The following is a 21111-nucleotide window of genomic DNA, read 5'->3' on the forward strand; positions in this document are numbered from 1 at the left end:
TTGCCGATATGACCGACCTGACCAGCCTGACCATTGCCGAAGCCCGCGACAAACTTGGCGCCAAGGAATTCACCTCAGTTGAACTGACGAATGCCTATTTGTCCGCCATCGAAACGGCCAATGAAAAGCTGAACGCCTATGTGGCGCTCACTCCTGATATGGCGCGCGACATGGCGAAGGCCTCCGATGACAGGCGTGCTGCTGGCGCAGCTGGCGCGCTGGAAGGCATACCGCTCGGCGTTAAAGACCTTTTCGCCGTGCGCGACGTGCATACGCAGGCCTGCTCGCATGTACTGGATGGCTTCAAGCCGAAATACGAATCCACCGTGACCCAGAACCTGTGGGATGCCGGTGCTGTGATGCTCGGCAAGCTCAACATGGATGAGTTTGCCATGGGCTCGTCCAACGAAAGCTCCTATTACGGCCCAACCGTCAACCCGTGGCGCGCCAATGGTTCGGATAAGAACCTCGTGCCCGGCGGCTCTTCCGGTGGTTCGGCAGCCGCTGTTGCCGCGCATCTGTGCGCCGGTGCCACTGCAACCGATACTGGCGGCTCCATTCGCCAGCCCGCAGCCTTCACCGGCACTGTTGGCATCAAGCCAACCTATGGCCGAGTTTCGCGCTGGGGCATTGCCGCTTACGCGTCCTCGCTTGATCAGGCTGGCCCCATCGCCCGCGATGTGCGCGATGCCGCAATTCTGTTGAAGTCCATGGCCAGCGTCGATTCCAAGGATACGACGTCGGTCGATCTGCCGGTGCCGGATTACGAACAGGCCATCGGCCAGTCGCTCAAGGGCCTCAAGATCGGTATTCCCAAGGAGTACCGCGTTGATGGCATGCCGGAAGAAATCGAAAAGCTTTGGCAGCAGGGCATTGCATGGCTGAAGGATGCCGGCGCCGAGATTGTCGATATCTCCCTGCCGCACACCAAATATGCGCTGCCTGCCTATTACATCGTGGCCCCGGCTGAAGCCTCGTCCAACCTTGCCCGTTACGATGGCGTCCGTTACGGCCTGCGCGTCGATGGCAAGGACATTGCCGACATGTATGAAAAGACCCGCGCCGCCGGTTTCGGCTCGGAAGTCAAACGCCGCATCATGGTCGGCACCTACGTGCTCTCGGCCGGTTATTACGATGCCTATTACCTGAAGGCCCAGAAGGTACGCACGCTCATCAAGCGCGACTTCGAAACTGTCTTCCACGAGGGCGTCGATGCCGTTCTAGCCCCGATCACCCCATCCTCGGCCTTCGAAATCGGTGATAAGGAACTGGCGGCAGATCCGGTCAAGATGTACCTTCAGGACGTCTTCACCATCACCGTCAACATGGCCGGTCTGCCCGCCATGTCCGTCCCCGCCGGCCTGGATGGCAAAGGCCTCCCCCTCGGCCTCCAGCTCATCGGCAAACCGTTCGAGGAAGAAACCCTGTTCAAGACTGCCTACGCAATCGAACAGGCCGCAGGCAAGTTTACGCCTGCTAAGTGGTGGTAAGCGGACACAAAATTCGACCCATGACAGAGGCCGATCGCATTGCGGTCGGCCTTGTTGGTTTTACCGCTTGAACGTTCAATTGGACGTGAATGTTTATCGGGCGTAGGTCTGCGAGTCTGGCTCCCCATCAGGTAGGGATATAGGCAAGGCGCACAGACGGTTCGATCTTCCTCCTTGTGGGGGGAAACGCCGGGCAGGGCAGGAGGGGATTAGCCACACCCGCAATCCTAACCCACCAAAAATCCCTCCCCCAAAAAACTTAAATTTATTTTCTCAATGTCCCCAACACCCATGCCTAAAATCTACACGCGTCCCTGACGGCAGTGTATCGCGAGACATTGCAGGCAGGGGAGCTGGGAGCGTTGAATTTTGCCCGGAACGTGCGGGCGAGGCTCGATGCTGCCATGAGTGCAGGCCTCGGTCGGTGCTTCAACCATTCACTGTTGGAGCGGCGGCTAAGGCTTGATGGATGACGATTTGGGGCACAGCCGGGACCATTCACGGCTCAGCTGCTGCCCTAAGACTTTTCGACGCAAAGGGCCACGCAAATGCGCAGCCACAGAATGAACCATACCAGAGACGCAACAGCATTTGCGTGAGCTCTCCGGGTCGAATGAACATGCCACGGGCGCCAGCGCGCCGCGTGAATGCTGACGTGTGTTCAGGGGATTTTTGAAAATCGAATCTTTGTACAAAAGCGCTGTGTGGTGGTAAGATGCCGCATGTTCACAAAACGTTGGGAGGCGTGGCCGTGAAATCATCGATATTGTTCAAGGAAGACAATTCTGTTCGCCCGGATCCCGATCATAGATCGCGCAAGACGGGGGCGAATGACAATCTACGCAGTCTGGAATTCGAGGCAGACGGGCAGGGGCGCGATTGGCGCTTGCCGTGCTTAATCGCCGCCATTTCAGCGGCTTTTGCCGCCTTCATCTTCCTGCCGATGTGGTAAGCCGCGCAGACGAGAGATTTGTGCTTGAAAAAGCCCGGTTCGGCCTTTAGCCCCATAGTCTGGACAATCTGGCTGGATGGGTAGCTGACGAATGGCAATGAATGAACCGGTCGATGCTGTGCCGAGAGCCTTTCTCGGGGTGGATCGGTCGGCAACGGAGCAGAAGTGGATGTCGCGGCTGGATCAGGCCGGGCAGAACCGTGCTCTGGCCATGTCGCAGGTTCATGCCATTCCCGAGCTGATTGCCCGTGTGCTGGCAGGCCGTGGTGTCGGCGTTGATGATGCACTGGCCTTTCTGGACCCCACCATCCGTTCCCTCATGCCCGATCCACTGACGCTGACGGATTGCGAAAAGGCGGCCACACGCATTGCCGCCGCCATTAAGGGCCGGGAAAAGGTTGCCATCTTCGGCGATTATGACGTGGATGGTGCCTCTTCATCCGCGTTGATGTTCCGCTTCCTGCACCATTTCGGGCTGGAGCCGGAAATCTACATTCCTGACCGTATTTTCGAAGGTTACGGCCCCAACCCCGCCGCCATGCAGCAGCTTGCCGCCAATGGCAACACCCTCATCATCACCGTCGATTGTGGCTCCACAAGCCATGAGTCGCTGGCAGCTGCGCGCGATGCCAAAACCGATGTGGTCGTTATCGATCACCACCAGGTTGGCACTGAGTTGCCGCCAGCCGTGGCGCTGGTCAATCCCAACCGTGAGGACGACCTTTCGGGGCAGGGGCATCTCTGCGCGGCGGGCGTCGTTTTTCTGGTGCTGGTCGCCACGCTGCGCGTATTGAAGGACGCGCGCGACAGCCGCGCCTATACGCTCGATCTTCTGTCCCTGTTGGATATTGTGGCGCTTGCCACCGTGTGCGACGTGGTGCCGCTCAAGGGCCTGAACCGCGCCTATGTGGTGAAAGGCTTGATCGCCGCCCGCCATATGAAGAATGCTGGCCTTGCCGCCCTTTTCAAGAAGGCTGGCCTCGGTGGGCCTGTCACGCCCTATCACTTCGGCTTTCTGGTCGGCCCACGCATCAATGCCGGTGGCCGCATTGGCGATGCGGCGCTCGGCAGCCGTCTGCTGACGCTGGATGACGAATCGCAAGCCGAAATCATTGCGGAAAAGCTGGATGAGTTGAACCGCGAACGCCAGGCCATGGAAGCTGCCATGCTGGCCGAAGCGGAGGCAGAGGCTCTCTATGAATATGGAGACGGCACCGGCGCTGGCGTGATCGTCACGGCGCGGGAGAACTGGCATCCTGGCATCGTCGGCTTGCTGGCCTCCCGCCTGAAAGACCGCTTCCGCCGCCCGGCCTTCGCCATCGCTTTTGACTCGCAGGGTAAGGGCACAGGCTCCGGGCGCTCCATCAATGGCTTCGATATGGGCAAGATGGTGCGCAACGCCGTGGATGCCGGTCTGCTGGTCAAGGGTGGCGGTCACGCGATGGCAGCTGGACTGACGGTGGAGCGCGCCAATCTGGGGCGCCTGCGCACCTTCTTCGAAGAAGCGGCGCAGAAGACGGTCTTCCAATTGGTCGAGAACAGTGTGCTGAAGATCGATGGTGCCATCGGCGCATCCGGCGCCACGCTGGAGCTGGTAGAGCAGATGGAGCAGGCAGGCCCTTTTGGCTCCGGCCACTCGCAACCCATCTTCGCCGTGCCCGCCCATCGCCTGCGCGATGTGCGTATCGTCGGCACGTCCCACGTCAAGATCACGCTTGAGGCCATGGATGGCTCCCGGCTGGATGGCATCGCATTCCGTGCCGCAGACGCGCCTCTCGGCCAAATGCTGATGAACGCCCGGGGACGCCAAATCCACGTCGCGGGCACGTTGGGTGCAGATCAATGGCAGGGACAGAAAAGGGTGCAGCTGCGCGTGCTGGACGCCGCTCTCGCGCCTTAAACAGCGCAGGACGCAGACGAAGTCTTCAGCCGGAAGCCATTACAAACAGCTTTAACTGACGCGTCTATTACGATGAAATGATTAGAGAAGTGGTACGCCCTAGGGGAGTCGAACCCCTCTTTTCAGAATGAAAATCTGACGTCCTAACCGATAGACGAAGGGCGCATACCTTGTGTGGCGCCCTTATAGTCAGGCACTGGATTCTCCGCAAGCGCCTATTTTCATTTTTTTGCATTTCGATGACATTTTTTGTTCCAGCATGCAGCAAGGCTGTGGAAAACCCGCGCAACATCAGGATGATGCGGCGTAAAGCACTGTCACAAATGAAAATGGGAGAGGGGGAAGCGTGGGATTACATCGGGGTACAGGGGGCGTTCCCACATTGTAACCCCACGCCTCATCGGGGGACGTGGGAATAACGGACAATCCAGAAACTGGTTCCGCAGGTTTTGCAAAATATTTGCGGCCCAATTCAAAAACAAAACCGCCCGCAGACATCTCGTCGCGGGCGGCTTGAAAACTAGTTATCACCGCATGGTGATAATGGGATCGCTGGATGGCGATTACAGATCTACGTCGAGGATGGCCATGGAGAAATTGTAAGAGCGGTCGCCGTCTTCGTCATCGATATAGACGACGCCAAGGAATTCTTCGCCAGCATAAACTTCGGCCGAATCGTCCTTGCGTGGGCGGGCCTTCACAACCATGTTTTCATTGAAGGTACGCTTGAAATAGGCGTCGAGCTTTTTGATTTCTTCGGCTTTCACCACTGTTCTCCTGTGCGGTTCACGTTGCGCCGCTTTTGGCATGGCTTAAAGGCGAAAGTAAAGTGGAGCTGTAAAAACGCACAGCTCCGAAAGCCTAGATATCCGCCCCGACGATCTGATCCATGATGCGGGATGGCTCGCTGCATCCGGCTTCGCCAACCACACGCGCTGGCACACCGGCAACGGTTGCGTTGGGCGGCACGGGCTTGAGAACGACGGAGCCCGCGGCAATGCGCGAGCATGCGCCGATTTCGATATTGCCAAGGATTTTCGCACCCGCACCAATCAAAACGCCGCTGCTGATCTTGGGGTGGCGGTCTGCGCCTTCCTTGCCGGTGCCACCAAGGGTGACGCCATGCAGAATGGAGACATTGTCGCCAATGACAGCGGTTTCACCGACGACAAGGCCAGTGGCGTGATCGAGGAACATGCCCTTGCCGATGCGCGCTGCAGGGTTGATATCGGTCTGGAAAACGCTGGAGGCGCGGCTTTGCAGATAGAGCGCAAAATCACGACGTCCCTTTTGCCACAACCAGTGCGCCAGCCGGTGCGTCTGAATAGCCTGAAAGCCCTTGAAGTAAAGGACAGGTTCCAGAAAACGGGTGCAGGCGGGGTCGCGGTCATAGACCGCCTGAATATCCACGCGCAGAATGGAGCCCCATTCCGGCCAGTCTTCCAGCATTTCTTCAAATGTCTGGCGCAGCAGCACGGCCTGCATGTCGCGGTGGTCCAGCAGTTCGCAAATGCGATAGGTGACGCAGGCTTCCAGCGAGTGGTGGTTCAAAATTGTGGAATAGAAAAAGGCCGATAACAGCGGATCCTGCGCTGCCGCCGCACGTGCTTCGTTTTGTAGACTTCCCCAGATGGGATCAACCACGGAAAGGTGCTCCTGCTGGCGTGCCTCTGTACGTGCGACCATAACTGGTCTCCCTCGATTTCGTGCCGTTCTTATACAGAAAAAACTGTTGCCTAGAAATGGTGATTTACCAACGCGGTTAAAGACGCGAAAGCATCAGTTTTTCTGACAGAGTTTTGGATGGAATTATCTTGATCGCGGCTAGGCATCGATCTCGCGATAAAACTCCAGCACGGCTGCCTTGAACACGCGGTCGCCAACGGCCAGCATGTGGTCGCGTCCGGGGATGTCGATGGCTTTCGCATGCGGCATCAGATCAGCAAGTTCCTGGCCTGAACCGGCAATATCATCCTTGGTGCCAACGGCGATCAGCGTCGGAACGTCGATCTTTGCCGCTTCATCGCGGGTCACCAGAACGCGAGAGGTTTCGATGCAGGCAGCAAGGGCAATGCGGTCGCTTTTTGTCTGATCGGCGAAGGCACGGAACATGCGGCCGCGCTCGTGGGTCACGACATCAAGCGAGGGCGCGCGAAGAGCATCCGCAATCGGGTCCCAATCACCCACGCCATCCACCATGCCGATGCCGAGGCCCCCAAACACCAACGAAAGCACGCGCTCAGGGTGAGCCATGGCGAGAAAGGCGGAAATCCGCGCACCCATGGAGTAGCCCATGATATGGGCCTGTGAAATGCCCAGATGATCAAGCAGGCCGATAGCATCTTCCGCCATGGTGGCGGGGTAATAGGCATCGGAATCATGCGGCTTGTCGCTTGCGCCATGGCCGCGATTATCCAGCGCAATAACGCGGTATCCGGCATCGCCCAGCGTCTTCAGCCAGCCGGGGTGCACCCAGTTGACGGAGGCGCTGGAGGCAAAGCCATGGATGAGCAGAACCGGAACGCCTGATGGATCGCCCTCATCGAAATAGGCCAGTTGCAGACCATCGCGGGTGAAAGACAAATATTGCGGCACATTGAGATTCATCAAGCACATCCTTTTTTGCGCAGCATATGTCAGGAAATCGATGCGTTGAACATATTGCGCGATGATTTCTGTGGAGGTCAAAAGCATTTGAGGTTACATATCCGCAAAAGCTGAGCTTCCGCTCAATGATGAAATCGCATTTGGAGACGATTATGGCCGGGCATACCATTCCCCACTTCCAGAACGACGGCGGACATCGCATGATCGAAATCGGCGTCAAGGAATTCATGTGCACGGGCGCATCCGTGCCGTTTGATCATCCGCATATCTTCATCGATATGGGTGATGACAATGAGAAGGTCTGTTCCTATTGCTCGACGCTTTATCGCTATAATCCGGCGGTCAAAGCCACGCAGACAAACCCACCCGGTTGCGTCTTCCATGTGAAGGCCGCCTGAGCTTAGCTTTTAGACCTCATCATCTAGATTGGGGCTTTTCATGCCCGTAAAATCTGTGGCCCCCGTAAAATCCGTGGCCATTGTCGGTGCCGGTATCGCCGGTCTGACCGCGGCCCTTTCTTTTGCCCGGCACGGCATCCGGTGCGATATCATCGAGCGGGCCGAGCGGCTCGAAGAGGTTGGCGCGGGCCTGCAAATCTCGCCTAACGCGAGCCGGATATTAAGTGCGCTCGATGTGCTGCCGCAGATTGAAAAGCAATGGCTAGAGCCCGACGCGGTTAACCTTGCGTCCGGGCATTCCCTCAAGCAGCTCGTCTCACTGCCAATGCGGCAGGTTGCGCGGCAGAGATGGGGTGCGCCTTATTGCGTGATGCACAGGGCGACCTTGCAAAATGCGCTTCTGGCAGCGGTGCGGCACAACCCGCTCTGCCGTCTGCATCTGGGAAAGCGGGTGGATGCAGCCGACCCGGCTACCCTTTCCGCGATGACCCTTCAGGAATATGACCTGATCGTGGGTAGCGATGGGGTCTGGTCCAGCGCCCGTTACGCCATTGCAGGAAGTCCCGCCGCGACCTTTTCCGGCAACATCGCTTGGCGCTTCACCATTACCGCCGATCAACTGCCCGATTTTCTGCAAAAGCGCAGCGTTACGGCGTTTCTTGGTCCATCGGCGCATCTGGTGGCCTATCCGCTGGCGGAAACCGGTGGCTTCAACATCGTCGCCATCGCGACGGGCGCTAACCCCGGTGATACGTGGAAGGCAGAGGCGCAGTGCAAGCAGCATGCATTGCTGCTGAACCAGTTTCGCAACTGGCACCCGGCCTTCGCACATGTTCTGGAAGCTGTGACAAAGCCAACATTCTGGCCATTGTTTCAGGCCGGAGAGGGCAGGTGGCAGAACGGACGGGACACGGTGCTGATTGGCGATGCGGCCCATGCCATGATGCCATTCGCTGCTCAGGGTGCGGCCATGGCCATCGAGGACGCATTCGAGCTTGCCACATTCGTTACCCGCAAAGACAATCTTGGCGAGGCGCTGGCTCAGTTCGAAGCGCATCGCATTCCCCGGATTACGAAGGCACGCAAGCGGGCGGCGCTCAACAAATTTGCCTACCACGCACGCGGGCCGATGCGGCTGGGCCGCGACCTGATGCTCTCGATCAGGCCGCCAGAAGCGTTTCTGGCGGATTTTGATTGGCTCTATGGCTACAGAGCCGAAGGGCTTTAAGTCGCCGCCGCTGCGAATCCGGCTTCCAGATCGCGCTTCAGATCGGCAACATCTTCCAGGCCGATTTGCAGACGAATGAGTGGACCTTCGCTCGGGCCTTTTGCCACGGTGCGATCCCGCACGGACACGGGCACTGCCAGCGATTCGTAACCGCCCCAGGAAAAGCCGATACCGAAGATCGACAAGGCATTGAGGAAGGCGTGCGATGTCTCGGTAAAGCGGTCTGCTTCAGCCTTCAGGACGAAAGAAAAGACGCCGCTTGAGCCTTTGAAATCACGCTTCCAGATGTCGTGGGTGGGGAAGCTTGGCAAGGCAGGGTGCAGGACCTGCAAGACGTCATCGCGCTCTTCCAGCCACTTGGCGATCTCTAGTGCGCTTTTCTGGTGATGCTCCAGCCGCATGCCCATGGTTCGCATGCCGCGCAGAACCTGATAGGCATCATCTGACGTGACGCAGAGACCCATATCGCGGTTGATATCATGCAGCTTTTTCCAATGCTTCTCATTGGCTGAAACAAAGCCCATCAGCACATCGGAATGGCCCGCGGGATACTTCGTGGCGGCATGGATCGATACATCGACGCCGTGTTCCAGCGGCTTGAAATACAGCGGCGTGGACCACGTATTGTCCATGGTGACGACACAATCATGACGGTGGGCGATGGATGCCATCAGCGCCACATCCTGCATCTCGAAGGTGTTGGAGCCGGGGGCTTCCAGATGAAGCAGTCGCGTGTTGGGCCTGATCAGCGCTTCGATACCTGCACCGATAGCCGGATCATAATATTCTACTTCCACGCCGAACTGCTTGAGCATGGTGTTGCAGAAGCGGCGGGTGGGGAAATAGACGGAATCAACGATGAGAGCATGGTCGCCAGCCGAGAGATAGGCAAGGAACGGCACCGTGACGGCGGCAAGCCCGGATGACAGGAGAATGGTGCCCGCCGAACCCTCAAGCGCGTTGATCATATCGCAGAGCGCATCGGTGGTCGGTGTGCCGTGCGTGCCATAAGTATAGGCCTGATCCTCGGACACAAGCGTCTGCGCATCTGGAAACAGCACCGTCGAGCCGCGCACGATCGGCGGATTGACAAAGCCGTGGTTGCTGGCCGGATCGCTGCCAAGATGAGCAAGCCGCGTGTTGATGCCGGCGGCGTCGAGGAATCCGTCTTTGAATTTCATGCTGTATTGTCTCTCAATGATGTGTCGTTGGAAAATGTGACGCAAAGCCCGCCTTGGTCAAGACTTCGTTACCCTGCGCACAATTGTTTGAGGATATTTCCATCCCGCCTATACATTTCCCGATATGGCCAAGAGCATGCCCCGAAGTCACGCATATTAGGTGTGACGCACGCAAAAATTCAGTCTACCTGCCTGACAGCATGAGCAGAATTTAATCTGTTTTAGCGCATTTTATAGTCATATGCCCATAAAACGGACGGTATTTTAAAAAATCCGTTTTTTGGACACAATTATTGGGGGTGAGACTTGACCCTGACTGCGATTGCGATTGTGATAGGTGCGCGCACCGGGAGGTGAGGCGGGGAGCTTAAGCGTATACGACAAGATATACCGCTTTCTTCCGTGACGAATTAAGAAACAAAGGTTGGGAAAAAAATGAAAAAGGCAATTCTGTCAGCCGCCATTGGCGCAGCAGTTCTCGGAGCTGCATCGGCTGCATCTGCCGCCACGCTCGCAGACGTCAAGGCAAAGGGCTTTGTAACCTGTGGCGTGAGCTCCGGCATTCCAGGATTCTCTAACCCGGACGACAAGGGCGAATGGTCTGGTATCGACGTTGACTATTGCCGTGCGATCGCGTCTGCCGTTTTCGGTGATGCAAAGAAGGCAAAGTTCGTTCCGCTCACATCCAAGGACCGCTTCCCTGCGCTTCAGTCCGGTGAAGTCGATGTTCTGACACGTAACACCACATGGACAGCCAGCCGCGATACATCGCTCGGCTTCAACTTCCGTACCGTCAACTACTATGACGGCCAGGGCTTCGTCGTAAAGCAGGCGCTGAACGTTAAGTCTGCTCTCGAGCTTTCCGGCGCCGCCGTCTGCGTTCAGCAGGGCACGACAACCGAACTCAACCTCGCTGACTACTTCAAGACCAACAACCTTCAGTACAACCCTGTTGTATTCGAAAAGGAATCCGACGCGACTTCCGCTTACGATAGCGGCCGTTGCGACGTTTACACGACCGACCAGTCCGGTCTCTATGCCATCCGTTTGAAGATGAAGACACCAGACGAAAATATCGTTCTGCCTGAAATCATCTCCAAGGAGCCGCTTGGACCTGCCGTTCGCCAGGGCGACGACCAGTGGTTCGACGTTGTAAGCTTTGCTCACTACGCCATGGTCAACGCTGAAGAGCTTGGCATCACCTCCAAGAACGTTGACGAGCAGAAGACTGCCGCCAACCCAGACATCAAGCGTCTGCTCGGCACTGAAGAAGGCACCAAGATCGGTACCGATTTCGGCCTCACCAACGAATGGGCATACAACATCATCAAGCAGGTCGGTAACTACGGCGAAGTGTTTGATCGCAACGTTGGTGCCGGTTCTCCGCTGAAGATCGAACGCGGTCTGAACGCATTGTGGAGCAAGGGCGGCCTGCAGTACGCACCGCCAATCCGTTAATATCCTTTAAAACGGCATTCTCGGGAGGCAGGGCTAACGCTCTGCCTCCTGGCACACAATAAGCTCGCAAAGAGCAAAGAGAGGGAAAGGTGCCGATGGCAGGCAATGCGCTCCAATCGCAACCGTCGAGCGCAAACAGCGCGACGTCCATGATCAATGATCCGCGTGTGCGGGCGATTTTTTATCAAATTATTACTGTCGTTCTTCTAGCGCTGTTCGTGTGGATGGTCGCATCCAACACCGTTCATAATCTTCAGCGTTCCAACATTTCTTCAGGCTTTGGCTTTCTCGAAGGCAGAGCTGGTTTCGACATCGGCCAGTCGCTTATCGAGTACAACAACGACAACACGTTCGGACGTGCGTTGATCGTTGGTATTCTCAACACGCTTCAGGTTGCTATCCTCGGCATCATTACCGCGTCGATCATCGGTTTCATCGTCGGTATTGCGCGCCTGTCTCGCAACTTTCTGATCTCGAAGCTGGCGCAGGCCTATGTGGAACTCTTCCGCAACATTCCGCCGCTGCTCGTCATTTTCTTCTGGTACAAGGGCGTTATCACCATTCTGCCGCAGGCGCGCGACTCGCTGCAACTGCCGCTGGGCACCGTTTTGAACAACCGTGGTTTTTTCTATCCCAAGCAGGTCTGGGGCGACGGTAGCTGGTTGATTCCGCTGGCATTTCTGGTCGGCATCGTCATCACCTACTTCGTCTATCGTTGGGCGAAAGCCCGCCAGATGAAGACCGGCCAACCGTTTCGCACCGGCCTTGTGGGCACAGCCATCATCATCGGCCTGCCGCTTGTGACGTTCCTGGCATTGGGCGCGCCTCTCACCTTCGATTATCCGGTTGCTGGACGCTTCAATCTGACCGGCGGATCGGTCATCGCTCCGGAATTCCTGTCTCTGTATCTTGCTCTGTCGTTCTACACGGCATCCTTTATTGCCGAAATCGTTCGCGGTGGCATCAAGGCTGTGGCAAAGGGACAGACGGAAGCAGCTGATGCGCTGGGCTTGCGTTCCAGCACGACAACACGCCTCATCGTTGTTCCTCAGGCCATGCGGATCATCATTCCGCCGCTGACGAGCCAGTTTCTGAACCTGACCAAGAACTCCTCGCTTGCGGTCGCCGTCGGCTTTTCTGACCTGGTTTCCGTGGGTGGCACCATCCTCAACCAGACCGGACAGGCTGTCGAAGTCGTCGCGATCTGGCTGGTGGTCTACCTTTCATTGTCGCTGACAACCGCGCTGGTCATGAACTGGTTCAACGCGAAGATGGCGCTGGTGGAGAGATAAGCAATGACAACAACAACCACCTCTTACGTTCGTGCCAACATGGCCGCCGCCGAGCCTGCGCCCTCCAGCCAGGTTGGTGCTATGCACTGGCTTCGCACCCGGCTCTTTGCCACGCCCAAGGACGCGATCCTGACTTTGCTGGCAATCGCGCTTCTGGTCTATGTCATCCCGCCGATGGTGAACTGGCTGTTCATCGATGCGACATGGACAGGTGCAGACCGCACGGCCTGCCTGACCGTTGCCCAGGGCGGCGCTCTGCCGGATGGGCAGTCCGGCGCATGCTGGGCTTTCGTGAATGCGAAGTTCGAGCAGTTCATGTTCGGGCGTTATCCACTCGAAGAGCGCTGGAGACCGCTTCTGGTTCTGGCGAGCTTCACTGTTCTGCTGATCCCGATGCTGATTCCGAAGGCACCGCACAAGGCACTGAACGCACTTCTGCTGTTCATCGTCCTGCCGTTCGTGTCCTTCTTCTTGCTGGTGGGTGGCTATTTCGGTCTGCCGGTTGTGGAAACACAGCTGTGGGGCGGGTTGATGGTGACATTGATCCTGTCCTTCTTCGGCATCACCGTCTCGCTGCCTTTCGGCATCATTCTGGCCCTTGGACGGCGCTCCAACATGCCGGTCATCAAGACGCTCTGTGTGACCTTCATCGAGGTGATCAGAGGCATTCCGCTGATTACCGTCCTGTTCTTCGCCAGCATCATGCTGCCGCTGTTCCTTCCCGATGGCTGGACCTTCGACAAGTTCCTTCGCGCGCTCGTCGGTGTCTCGCTGTTTGCCTCGGCCTATATGGCGGAAGTCATTCGCGGTGGCTTGCAGGCGATCCCGAAGGGACAGTCTGAAGGTGCGGATTCTCTGGGTCTGAACTATTGGCAGAAGACACGTTTGATCGTTCTGCCGCAGGCGTTGAAGCTCGTCATTCCCGGCATCGTCAACACCTTCATCGGCCTGTTCAAGGATACCTCTCTCGTGTCGATCATTGGCATGTTCGACCTTTTGGGTATCGTCAATCTCAACCAGTCGGATGCGAACTGGGCGACACCTGTCACACCTGTGACCGGTTACATCTTCGCCGGGTTCATATTCTGGATATTCTGCTTCGGCATGTCGCGCTACTCGCTGTTCATGGAACGGCACCTCGACACCGGACATAAGAAATAAGGGGAAAAATCATGGCAGAAGCTCACGCACAAAAACTCGCCGTTTCATCGACTGACGTCGCGATTGAAATTACCGGCATGAACAAGTGGTATGGCGATTTTCACGTTCTGCGTGACGTCAACCTCAAGGTCATGAAGGGGGAGCGCATCGTTGTTGCCGGTCCGTCCGGATCTGGCAAATCCACGATGATCCGCTGCATCAACCGTTTGGAAGAGCACCAGTCGGGAAGCATCCAGGTCGATGGCATCGAGCTGACCAACGATCTGAAGAAGATCGATGAAGTGCGCCGCGAAGTCGGCATGGTGTTCCAGCACTTCAACCTCTTCCCGCATCTGACGATTCTGGAAAACTGCACGCTGGCTCCGATCTGGGTTCGCAAGACACCCAAGAAGGAAGCCGAAGAGATTGCGATGCACTATTTGAAGCGCGTCAAGATTCCTGAGCAGGCCCACAAATATCCCGGTCAGCTTTCCGGTGGTCAGCAGCAGCGCGTGGCCATTGCACGCTCGCTGTGCATGAAGCCGAAAATCATGCTGTTCGATGAGCCGACATCGGCTCTCGACCCTGAGATGGTGAAGGAAGTTCTGGATACGATGGTGGGCCTCGCCGAAGACGGCATGACCATGATCTGCGTGACCCACGAAATGGGCTTTGCGCGTCAGGTCGCCAACCGTGTGATCTTCATGGACCAGGGCCAGATTGTCGAACAGAATTCGCCTGCCGAATTCTTCGACAACCCGCAGCACGAGCGCACACGTCTGTTCCTGAGCCAGATCCTGCATTGATCGGCTGACATCATATGGAGTGCAAAAAGGGGTGGTCATCGACCGCCCCTTTTCGTTGTCCAGTTCAGCTTCCGCCGTGAATTAGCGCGACATCAACGTCAGCGCAGTCATCTTGCCGAGCAGGGAGCGGGTGACGCCGCCAAACAGCATTTCCCACCAGCGGGAATGACCATAGGCACCCATGACCAACAGGTCGATGCTGTTATCCGACAGGCGTTGCTCTATGGCTTTCTCTGGTGCCAGGGTGTGTGCACGTTGCTCCGACGTGACCACGACATTGATGCCATGGCGGGCAAGCGTTGCGGCGATCTCGGAACCGGCCAGTTCGGCTGATTGAGTTTCATTGTCTTCGGCGCCTACGGAGAAAATCTCGACACTTTCGGCGGCAAGCAGGAAAGGCATTGCATCGAATGTGGCGCGGGTGGCCTCGCGCGAGCCATTCCATGCAATCATCACTCGCCGGACAGATTTGGGCGATCGCAGCACATGCGGCACGAGCAGAATGGGGCGACCAGTCTCGTAAAGAAAATTATCGAGATCCAAGCGGCTGTCGGAGATCGACGAGTCCGTTGACTGCCGGGCGATGACGAGATCGGCGCAGCGCGCGCTTTGGATTGCGGCACTGGACCCGTATCCGACCGATGACATGCCGGTCCGCCATTCGCTAGATATCTGTTCCGCCGCCATCTTCGCCTTGAAGATGGCGGTGAACCTCGGGCTGGAGCTCTGACGCTTTGGAAGTCACCATCCTCGGGTTGAGCCGAGGATGGTATGGAAATTGGGATTACCCCCTTCGACCTCAGTGGTTTCCTGATGAGCGACTTCCTGCATGGCCTGGATGGTCACAGGATCGGGGAACTCCATGGGTGCTACCAGAGGAGCCGTCTCGGCAGTTTCCATATGAAGACCGATGACGTGGGACGCATAAGTCTGGGCGAGCGTCGCTACGAAGTCCCCCAGCCCATGCGCATTTTCTGCAGTGTCCATGACTGCCAGTATCGTCTTATAACCCATGACCTGTCTCCTCATCGTGATAAGCGGGATTATCCCAGTGCCAGCACAAAGGTTGTGTCAGGCCTCATCATCCAGTCGGATCGGCTTGATGGCCTTGATCGCGATCAAATTTATGCGTTACTGAGTGTTTTACGCTGACTTTGCGGCCTTTTCGCGGGCGATCTCTTCGATCATCGCGGTCACGTCCTGAACCGCAGCGTTGAGAGCGGCTGCATCGCGCGCGCGCACGATGATTTCGGTGGAGAACCGCTGCCCATCATATTTAGGGTAAGAGCCGATGCTCGTTTCCGGATGCGCCTTCTGGATCCCGGCAAGCGGTGTTCCGATGTCGCCTTCCGCAAACGGAGAGTAGACAGCATTCGAGAGAATTTTCGCTCCCGTGCTCAATGTGGGGAGAACGTTATCCAGCATGGCCTGGAAAATATGCGGCACGCCCGCCATGACATAGACATTCTCGACAATGAAGCCGGGCGCTGTGGAAACCGGATTGGCAATGTGTTTCGCGCCACGCGGCATGCGCGCCATGCGCTTGCGGGCATCGGTAAATTCCAGCTCTCTCACGCGGTACATATCCCCCAGCAGACGCATAGCATCTGCGTCATGCTCGCACGGCAGGCCGAAAGCGACCGAGACCGCATCTGCGGTGATATCATCATGCGTTGGGCCAATACCGCCCGAGGTAAAAACATAGTTATAGCGGGCACGCAGTGCGTTCAACGCTTCGACGATATCGGCCTCCTCATCCGCGACAATACGCACTTCCTTGAGATCGATACCCGCCATTGTGAGCACATCTGCGAGATGGCCGATATTCTTGTCTTTCGTGCGCCCGGACAGGAGTTCATCTCCGATCGCGAGCATGGCTGCAGATACGACTTTGGAAGCGGGGGAGGGTGCGGACATGAGGGTGCTCTTTATGGGGGAATGGCGATTGAAACCGAGCTGAGCCTAACGCCCCTGCCAGCGAATGCAATAAGCCGAATGGAATAAGATGTGCGGAAAGGCCCGCCCAATGGAAAGGCTTAAACCTCAAAAACAAAATGCGGCCCAGAGGCCGCATTTTTGTTATCGCTATACTGCGTAGCGTCGCTAAATTTGAGAATTAAATGCGCTTACAGAATGGGGTTAACCATCATAAGGCAAGTAATAACGACAAAACCAAGCAGTGAAACTTCAAGCAGACTGTTAAGACCGTCGCGCATCGCTTTTCTCTCCATCGTTCGTGGAAGAAGAACGTGCAATCGTTAACGGAGTTCCATGACGGGGCTGTGAATTATGCGGAAATTATGTCCATCAGCCGCGCGTCACGATTTACATGACAGCCAGAGAGAAGACCCAGTGTCCGACGATGCTGAGAACGAGGCATGCGACGAAAAGGATAAAAACAAATTTCTTCATGGAAGGGGACGCCTCGGTCTTTTTGATTTTGCTCACATCTTATCTTGGAAAGGCTGTGACCTTAAGCGGGAAAATCCCACTGCGTCATTATGACTTTACGTCAAGCCCGGCCTCGATGGCCGCCTTCACGAAGGCCTCACGGGCATCCTCTGGCTTTTTCTTGCCAGCATCAACAGCCGCGAACACCAGCAGGGCACGATCCAGCATTTCGCCATCTTCCGCTGGCCAGTCCTCGATCAGCGCCCATGAGGCAGCCTGGGTGGACTCGATACTGACGTAAACGCCGGGTTCTTCCAACGCGACGAGAACCGGCTTCTTCCAAGGCGTCTGCATGATGTTTCCTGTGATTTCACGATTGGAAACAGCGTTTAGAAGCTTATGCCGCCCACATCAATGGGCAATCGCGCCTAGTCGTCACGACCAAAGAACGACCAGTCGCGAATGATACGTCGATCGATGATCTTCAGCGAGCGGTCTGGCTGGATCTGGTAGGTTTCAATCACCCGGTCATCGAAGCGGCGAAAGTTGTGAGTGAATGTGCTGCCGATAGGCGACTTCGTCAGTTTGGAGCGTGGCTGACCCTTATAGGTAATGCTGCCGGGAATAGGATCAACGCTGTAAGTCGTAATGGGCGTCGTGCACCCGGCAAGACCAAATGCCAGCCCTGCGCACAGAGTAACAGCGGATAATTTCATGGGTTTCTCCCGATAAACACTGGCTTACGCTTGAATACGCAATTGCCAATGGCGAGTAAACTGGCTGGCATTGCCGATGTTCCGCTGCGTGGGAACTTTGTGATTCCAGCCAGTATCGCGCTCAGCCTGCATGGCGAAAGCCTTGAAAGCGGGAGATTTTAGAACTTGATGCCGAGGCCGATGCGCAAAGCCTGCTGGTCTATCTCAGCATCCAGTTTGGCACCGCCAAGGGCGGGGAAAACAAAAGAGTTGTTACCGAAATTGGTGTAGCGATATTCAAAATGGCCGAAAACCCGGTCCGTAAATGCGTAATCGAGACCCGCGCCAAACGTGTAGCCAGTAAAATTCTCTTGTTCTTCTTCCCCGCCGGCGACTGACGCATAGGCGCTTCCGACCGCCCAGCCAGCCGTGCCGTAAAACAGCGCCCGGTCTCCCGCGTAGCCGATGCGGCCGCGCACTGAGCCCTGCCAATCCAGGCCATAGTTGATATCGGTGGCTGCCAGGAGAAGATACGATGTCTTGTCGCTCCGGTTCTTCTCAAGGTCTGCCTCGATGCCGAGCACCAGATTATTGTCGAACTGATAGTTGAAACCCACAAAAGCGCCGCCGACCGCGCCATTGAAGTCAGTCGCAAGGCCCGCCAGCCCTCCAATCGTGCTGTCCTGACTGTTCCGGCTATATCCGCCCTGAACGCCGACGGTGAAGCCGGTCCATGAAAAAGCCACTGCATCCTCGGCCTTGGGCGCGCGCGGCATTTTAGTTGCGGCGTCGCCAGCAATTGCCGTTGAAGCAGCAAGGGTAAAAAGAATGGCTGTAAATGTCTTTTTCATGAATCGATTCCCCGGTGTAATGGGGATTCAATAACTCAACGCCAAAAAAGCGCCATGGCAAAAATGCAACTCAGGCGCGGAAGCGTAACCCAGGATTGCGCGAGGCTGGATTCGAGAAATTTATGCAATACAAACCCTGACTGCAAAAGGTTTGTGAATATATCGACTGGTAGTTTGTGGTGATTTTTTTGGAGGCCTCGCCCGGAATTGAACCGGGGTACGAGGATTTGCAGTCCTCTGCGTCACCACTCCGCCACGAGGCCTCACGTGCCTGATTGCTCAAGCATGGCGGGGATTTAGAACGAATCCATTTTCCGCGCAATAGGGTAGGATTGAAAAAAGAAGGTAAGCTTTGTGGAAAACCGCGTCGCCGCCATTTGGGAGACGCGGTTGTCTCGTCTGCGTCAGATCCGGCCGAGGAGAACGAGGATCAGCACAATCACCAGAACGAGGCCCAGACCGCCTGACAGACCGTATCCGTAATTGTGGAAGCCCCAGTTTGGCAGGGCGCCGATGAGGAAGAGGATAAGCAGGATAACGAGAATTGTGCCGAGCATGGTGGCCTCCAATGTTTTGTGTCGTCTCTGCTTGCAAGAATGATTAGGCAGATAAAAAGTTCCTGAATGGGCAATCCGCATGGGACGGGCGCCGGGGAAGGGGTGCGAAATTGCAAGGCGGGGCGGCAAGCCGTGTTTTTAACGGTTCCGGTGTATGCTGGCGCTTGAAAGCATCCGCGCGGGCAATTAAGACGGTAGGCAACCGCAGTCAGAATTTAAGGCTGCTCTCGAGCTTGTATTGAGGCGAAACGACATGATGGACTTCGAAAACGCACGCGGCAAAATGGTGGACAGCCAGTTGCGCACGACAGACGTGACCTCGCATTCTGTACTGAAGGCATTTCTGGCCGTGCCGCGGGAAGAGTTCGTTCCTGCCGACGTGAAGAAGATCGCCTATGCAGACGAAGATCTCCAGATCTGTCCAGCAAAGGACGGGCAGGCGGCTCGTTACATCATGAAGGCATCGCCTCTGGCCAAGATGCTGCAGCTCGCAGCCATCACCAAGGATGATGTGGTGTTGGAAATTGGCGGCGGCCGCGGCTATGTGGCCGCTATTCTGTCGCAGTTGGCAGGCTCCGTCATCTCGCTTGAGCAGGATGAAGAGTTGAGCGCCATCGCCACCGCGACGCTCTCTGCGCTGGGTTATGACAATGTTTCGACGGTGAAGGGCGAGCTTGCGCGCGGCCATGCAGCGGATGCGCCCTATGACGTGATCTTCATCAGCGGTTCTGTCGAAGAGGTGCCAGCAGCACTTCTCGAGCAACTGGGTGATGGCGGACGTCTGGTGGCTGTCGTTGGTTACGGCAATTCGGCCAAGGCAATGGTTTATCGTCGTGACGGCAAGGGCACATCGTCCACGGCGTTCTTCAATGCTTCGGTCAAGCCGGTTCCGGGCTTTGCCAAGGCACGCGAATTCGTTTTCTGATCAGTTACGCTGTTCAAACGTCATGCAATGCCGGGCCGTAGGGTCCGGCATTTTTGTTTGATTGCCCATTCCATCGAAATAAAGCTGTGCAGTGAGCAGCTTGAGGGGGCCTGACGGATTCATTTCTTCTTCACGGTGTCATACAGTGTGGGTGATTCGGAAGCTGACCATCTTCCGGTGTGAATATGACAATCGAGGATGAACAATGGCTCAGTCCAGCGTCGCGCGCGAACCATCGATGGAAGAAATTCTGGCGTCCATTCGCCGGATAATCGAAAGCAACGAGCCCGCCTCGGCTGATGCTCTATCTGCGCCTCTGGCTCCTGCCTATGACGAATATCAAGACTCGGATTCGGCCTATGCGGCAGAACCTGCAAGCCCGCCTGCCCATGTGCCGCCTGCGGCCAATCAGGGCTATGGCGCGCGCCAGCAGCACGAGCCGAGCATGATCGAACGGGTCGATATGGCCATGGCTGATTCCGGCGAAAAGACAATGTCTCTGGCTGATGTTGCCGCCCGCGTGCGTGCAGCGGCAGACCGCAATGCGGCCCTCGGCCCGCAGGGCGTTGCCGCCCAGCAGCGCGCGGCTGAAGCCGCTGCGGCCTCCCAGCCAGCGCCTGTTGCCCAATCCTATTTCCAGCAGGAGCGCCCTGCGCCAGCACCACGCCCGACAGACATGCGCCCCTTGCTGAATGCTGCACAGGCCCGCCCGCAGCCACAGGCGGTGCCAGCCTACACGCCGCCCGCAGCGGAAGCGCCAGCACCGGCACCGCAGATGCCTTTGCCCGTATGGGAAACCATGGAGCTTCGCGGCGCCGTGGAGCCGGAACAGTCTTCTGCGCCCGTGCCGCAGGTCGTTGCGCAGCAGCCTGTCAGCGTTGCGCCAGAAAAGCCGCAGAGCGAAGATCGCCTGTCGCTCAAGCTGATTTCGGAAGCCGCAGGTGCGCAGATCGCGCAGTCCTTCGGTGAGCTTGCCGAACTTTTCGACGGCGTCGAGCGCCCAACCATCGAAGAGATGGCGCAGGACATGTTGCGCCCTATGCTGCAGGAGTGGTTGGAAGACAACCTTCCGACGCTGGTGGAGCGGTTGGTGCGCGAAGAAATCGAACGCGTGGCCCGCGGCCCGCGTCGCTAAGAGCGAATTCAGACCCCATCAGGCCGCTCCATCACCTTGGGGCGGCTTTTTTGTTTGCAGCGCTTTGCCGTTGAAATGTGCAGATGCTGTTGACTCTCGACCCCC

The 21111-nt window shown here is 56.9% G+C and carries 20 protein-coding genes, 2 tRNA genes and 1 pseudogene; 11 read left to right on the forward strand and 12 right to left on the reverse strand.

The genetic code is table 11. From position 1 onward, the window contains the following. Positions 1-8 precede the first annotated feature (8 nt). From gatA to recJ, 3 genes are all read left to right on the forward strand, one after another. Complete coding sequence (gene gatA, locus ACQZ51_RS09745; protein ID WP_448776794.1) at positions 9-1490, forward strand: Asp-tRNA(Asn)/Glu-tRNA(Gln) amidotransferase subunit GatA; 1482 nt, start codon at positions 9-11, stop codon at positions 1488-1490. 751 nt (positions 1491-2241) lie between these two features. Next, positions 2242-2442 carry a hypothetical protein gene (locus tag ACQZ51_RS09750; RefSeq protein ID WP_448776796.1) on the forward strand — a complete coding sequence of 67 codons (201 nt, stop codon included), beginning with the start codon at positions 2242-2244 and terminating at the stop codon, positions 2440-2442. Positions 2443-2539: 97 nt separating this feature from the next. After that, the gene (gene recJ / locus ACQZ51_RS09755) at positions 2540-4342 is read left to right on the forward strand and encodes a single-stranded-DNA-specific exonuclease RecJ (RefSeq protein ID WP_448777558.1); all 1803 of its coding nucleotides are present in this window, start codon (positions 2540-2542) and stop codon (positions 4340-4342) included. A gap of 90 nt (positions 4343-4432) precedes the next feature. Here recJ and ACQZ51_RS09760 read toward each other — a convergent pair. From ACQZ51_RS09760 to ACQZ51_RS09775, 4 genes are all read right to left on the reverse strand, one after another. Further along, a tRNA-Glu gene (locus ACQZ51_RS09760) sits at positions 4433-4507 on the reverse strand. Between the two features lie 398 nt (positions 4508-4905). After that, on the reverse strand, positions 4906-5109 hold the full coding sequence (locus ACQZ51_RS09765) for a DUF3126 family protein (protein ID WP_042619327.1): 204 nt from the start codon (positions 5107-5109) through the stop codon (positions 4906-4908). Between the two features lie 94 nt (positions 5110-5203). Then, positions 5204-6028 carry a serine O-acetyltransferase gene (gene cysE, locus ACQZ51_RS09770; protein WP_042619328.1) on the reverse strand — a complete coding sequence of 275 codons (825 nt, stop codon included), beginning with the start codon at positions 6026-6028 and terminating at the stop codon, positions 5204-5206. A gap of 138 nt (positions 6029-6166) precedes the next feature. Further along, entirely contained in the window at positions 6167-6949 is a 783-nt protein-coding gene (locus ACQZ51_RS09775) for an alpha/beta fold hydrolase (protein WP_448776799.1), read from the reverse strand. Between the two features lie 152 nt (positions 6950-7101). Here ACQZ51_RS09775 and ACQZ51_RS09780 point away from each other — a divergent pair, with 152 nt between their 5' ends. Together ACQZ51_RS09780 and ACQZ51_RS09785 are read left to right on the forward strand one after the other, a co-directional pair. Continuing rightward, positions 7102-7347, forward strand: a complete 246-nt coding sequence (locus ACQZ51_RS09780; RefSeq protein WP_192066883.1) for a zinc-finger domain-containing protein — start codon at positions 7102-7104, stop codon at positions 7345-7347. 40 nt (positions 7348-7387) lie between these two features. Beyond that, positions 7388-8575 (forward strand): FAD-dependent monooxygenase, encoded by a 1188-nt coding sequence (locus ACQZ51_RS09785; RefSeq protein WP_448776801.1) that lies wholly within the window; start codon positions 7388-7390, stop codon positions 8573-8575. On the opposite strand, the gene ACQZ51_RS09790 is transcribed toward ACQZ51_RS09785, so the two are convergent. Continuing rightward, a complete protein-coding gene (locus ACQZ51_RS09790; protein ID WP_448776802.1) occupies positions 8572-9756 on the reverse strand; it encodes a cystathionine beta-lyase in 1185 nt (394 codons plus the stop codon). The genes ACQZ51_RS09785 and ACQZ51_RS09790 overlap by 4 nt on opposite strands. A 435-nt stretch (positions 9757-10191) precedes the next feature. Here ACQZ51_RS09790 and ACQZ51_RS09795 point away from each other — a divergent pair, with 435 nt between their 5' ends. The 4 genes from ACQZ51_RS09795 to ACQZ51_RS09810 all read left to right on the forward strand — a co-directional run bounded on the left by ACQZ51_RS09795 (position 10192) and on the right by ACQZ51_RS09810 (position 14452). Further along, a complete protein-coding gene (locus tag ACQZ51_RS09795) occupies positions 10192-11214 on the forward strand; it encodes an amino acid ABC transporter substrate-binding protein (RefSeq protein WP_448776803.1) in 1023 nt (340 codons plus the stop codon). A gap of 95 nt (positions 11215-11309) precedes the next feature. Beyond that, positions 11310-12506, forward strand: coding sequence for an amino acid ABC transporter permease (locus ACQZ51_RS09800; RefSeq protein WP_448776805.1), 1197 nt, complete (start codon positions 11310-11312; stop codon positions 12504-12506). Between the two features lie 3 nt (positions 12507-12509). After that, positions 12510-13667: an amino acid ABC transporter permease gene (locus tag ACQZ51_RS09805; protein ID WP_448776807.1), complete on the forward strand. Its 1158-nt coding sequence runs from the start codon at positions 12510-12512 to the stop codon at positions 13665-13667. An 11-nt stretch (positions 13668-13678) separates the two neighbouring features. Next, positions 13679-14452, forward strand: a complete 774-nt coding sequence (locus ACQZ51_RS09810; protein ID WP_448776809.1) for an amino acid ABC transporter ATP-binding protein — start codon at positions 13679-13681, stop codon at positions 14450-14452. Positions 14453-14533: 81 nt separating this feature from the next. Here the strand turns inward: ACQZ51_RS09810 and ACQZ51_RS09815 are convergent. From ACQZ51_RS09815 to ACQZ51_RS09845, 7 genes and pseudogenes are all read right to left on the reverse strand, one after another. Beyond that, a pseudogene (locus ACQZ51_RS09815) lies at positions 14534-15466 on the reverse strand (universal stress protein). Between the two features lie 129 nt (positions 15467-15595). After that, positions 15596-16369: a competence/damage-inducible protein A gene (locus ACQZ51_RS09820; RefSeq protein WP_448776811.1), complete on the reverse strand. Its 774-nt coding sequence runs from the start codon at positions 16367-16369 to the stop codon at positions 15596-15598. 582 nt (positions 16370-16951) lie between these two features. Next, positions 16952-17197 (reverse strand): DUF982 domain-containing protein, encoded by a 246-nt coding sequence (locus ACQZ51_RS09825; protein ID WP_192066870.1) that lies wholly within the window; start codon positions 17195-17197, stop codon positions 16952-16954. 74 nt (positions 17198-17271) lie between these two features. After that, positions 17272-17559, reverse strand: coding sequence for a hypothetical protein (locus ACQZ51_RS09830; protein ID WP_448776813.1), 288 nt, complete (start codon positions 17557-17559; stop codon positions 17272-17274). A 158-nt stretch (positions 17560-17717) separates the two neighbouring features. After that, positions 17718-18389 carry an outer membrane protein gene (locus ACQZ51_RS09835; protein ID WP_448776815.1) on the reverse strand — a complete coding sequence of 224 codons (672 nt, stop codon included), beginning with the start codon at positions 18387-18389 and terminating at the stop codon, positions 17718-17720. Positions 18390-18578: 189 nt separating this feature from the next. Next, positions 18579-18652, reverse strand: a tRNA-Cys gene (locus tag ACQZ51_RS09840). 141 nt (positions 18653-18793) lie between these two features. Next, complete coding sequence (locus tag ACQZ51_RS09845) at positions 18794-18946, reverse strand: DUF3309 family protein (protein WP_065701140.1); 153 nt, start codon at positions 18944-18946, stop codon at positions 18794-18796. A 253-nt stretch (positions 18947-19199) separates the two neighbouring features. Between ACQZ51_RS09845 and ACQZ51_RS09850 the strand changes: the two genes are divergently transcribed. After that, complete coding sequence (locus tag ACQZ51_RS09850) at positions 19200-19871, forward strand: protein-L-isoaspartate O-methyltransferase family protein (protein WP_448776817.1); 672 nt, start codon at positions 19200-19202, stop codon at positions 19869-19871. Between the two features lie 205 nt (positions 19872-20076). Further along, a complete protein-coding gene (locus tag ACQZ51_RS09855) occupies positions 20077-21006 on the forward strand; it encodes a PopZ family protein (RefSeq protein ID WP_448776819.1) in 930 nt (309 codons plus the stop codon). Positions 21007-21111: the final 105 nt, after the last annotated feature.

The organism is Agrobacterium sp. CG674 (assembly GCF_053521645.1).

What these genes read in the sequence shown, in the direction of transcription:
- gatA (WP_448776794.1), top strand. Translation starts at nt 9, where the DNA reads ATGACCGACCTGACCAGCCTGACCATTGCCGAAGCCCGCGACAAACTT.
- recJ (WP_448777558.1), top strand. Translation starts at nt 2,540, where the DNA reads ATGAATGAACCGGTCGATGCTGTGCCGAGAGCCTTTCTCGGGGTGGAT.
- cysE (WP_042619328.1), bottom strand. Translation starts at nt 6,028, where the DNA reads ATGGTCGCACGTACAGAGGCACGCCAGCAGGAGCACCTTTCCGTGGTT.
- ACQZ51_RS09775 (WP_448776799.1), bottom strand. Translation starts at nt 6,949, where the DNA reads ATGAATCTCAATGTGCCGCAATATTTGTCTTTCACCCGCGATGGTCTG.
- ACQZ51_RS09780 (WP_192066883.1), top strand. Translation starts at nt 7,102, where the DNA reads ATGGCCGGGCATACCATTCCCCACTTCCAGAACGACGGCGGACATCGC.
- ACQZ51_RS09785 (WP_448776801.1), top strand. Translation starts at nt 7,388, where the DNA reads ATGCCCGTAAAATCTGTGGCCCCCGTAAAATCCGTGGCCATTGTCGGT.
- ACQZ51_RS09790 (WP_448776802.1), bottom strand. Translation starts at nt 9,756, where the DNA reads ATGAAATTCAAAGACGGATTCCTCGACGCCGCCGGCATCAACACGCGG.
- ACQZ51_RS09795 (WP_448776803.1), top strand. Translation starts at nt 10,192, where the DNA reads ATGAAAAAGGCAATTCTGTCAGCCGCCATTGGCGCAGCAGTTCTCGGA.
- ACQZ51_RS09800 (WP_448776805.1), top strand. Translation starts at nt 11,310, where the DNA reads ATGGCAGGCAATGCGCTCCAATCGCAACCGTCGAGCGCAAACAGCGCG.
- ACQZ51_RS09805 (WP_448776807.1), top strand. Translation starts at nt 12,510, where the DNA reads ATGACAACAACAACCACCTCTTACGTTCGTGCCAACATGGCCGCCGCC.
- ACQZ51_RS09810 (WP_448776809.1), top strand. Translation starts at nt 13,679, where the DNA reads ATGGCAGAAGCTCACGCACAAAAACTCGCCGTTTCATCGACTGACGTC.
- ACQZ51_RS09820 (WP_448776811.1), bottom strand. Translation starts at nt 16,369, where the DNA reads ATGTCCGCACCCTCCCCCGCTTCCAAAGTCGTATCTGCAGCCATGCTC.
- ACQZ51_RS09825 (WP_192066870.1), bottom strand. Translation starts at nt 17,197, where the DNA reads ATGCAGACGCCTTGGAAGAAGCCGGTTCTCGTCGCGTTGGAAGAACCC.
- ACQZ51_RS09830 (WP_448776813.1), bottom strand. Translation starts at nt 17,559, where the DNA reads ATGAAATTATCCGCTGTTACTCTGTGCGCAGGGCTGGCATTTGGTCTT.
- ACQZ51_RS09835 (WP_448776815.1), bottom strand. Translation starts at nt 18,389, where the DNA reads ATGAAAAAGACATTTACAGCCATTCTTTTTACCCTTGCTGCTTCAACG.
- ACQZ51_RS09845 (WP_065701140.1), bottom strand. Translation starts at nt 18,946, where the DNA reads ATGCTCGGCACAATTCTCGTTATCCTGCTTATCCTCTTCCTCATCGGC.
- ACQZ51_RS09850 (WP_448776817.1), top strand. Translation starts at nt 19,200, where the DNA reads ATGATGGACTTCGAAAACGCACGCGGCAAAATGGTGGACAGCCAGTTG.
- ACQZ51_RS09855 (WP_448776819.1), top strand. Translation starts at nt 20,077, where the DNA reads ATGGCTCAGTCCAGCGTCGCGCGCGAACCATCGATGGAAGAAATTCTG.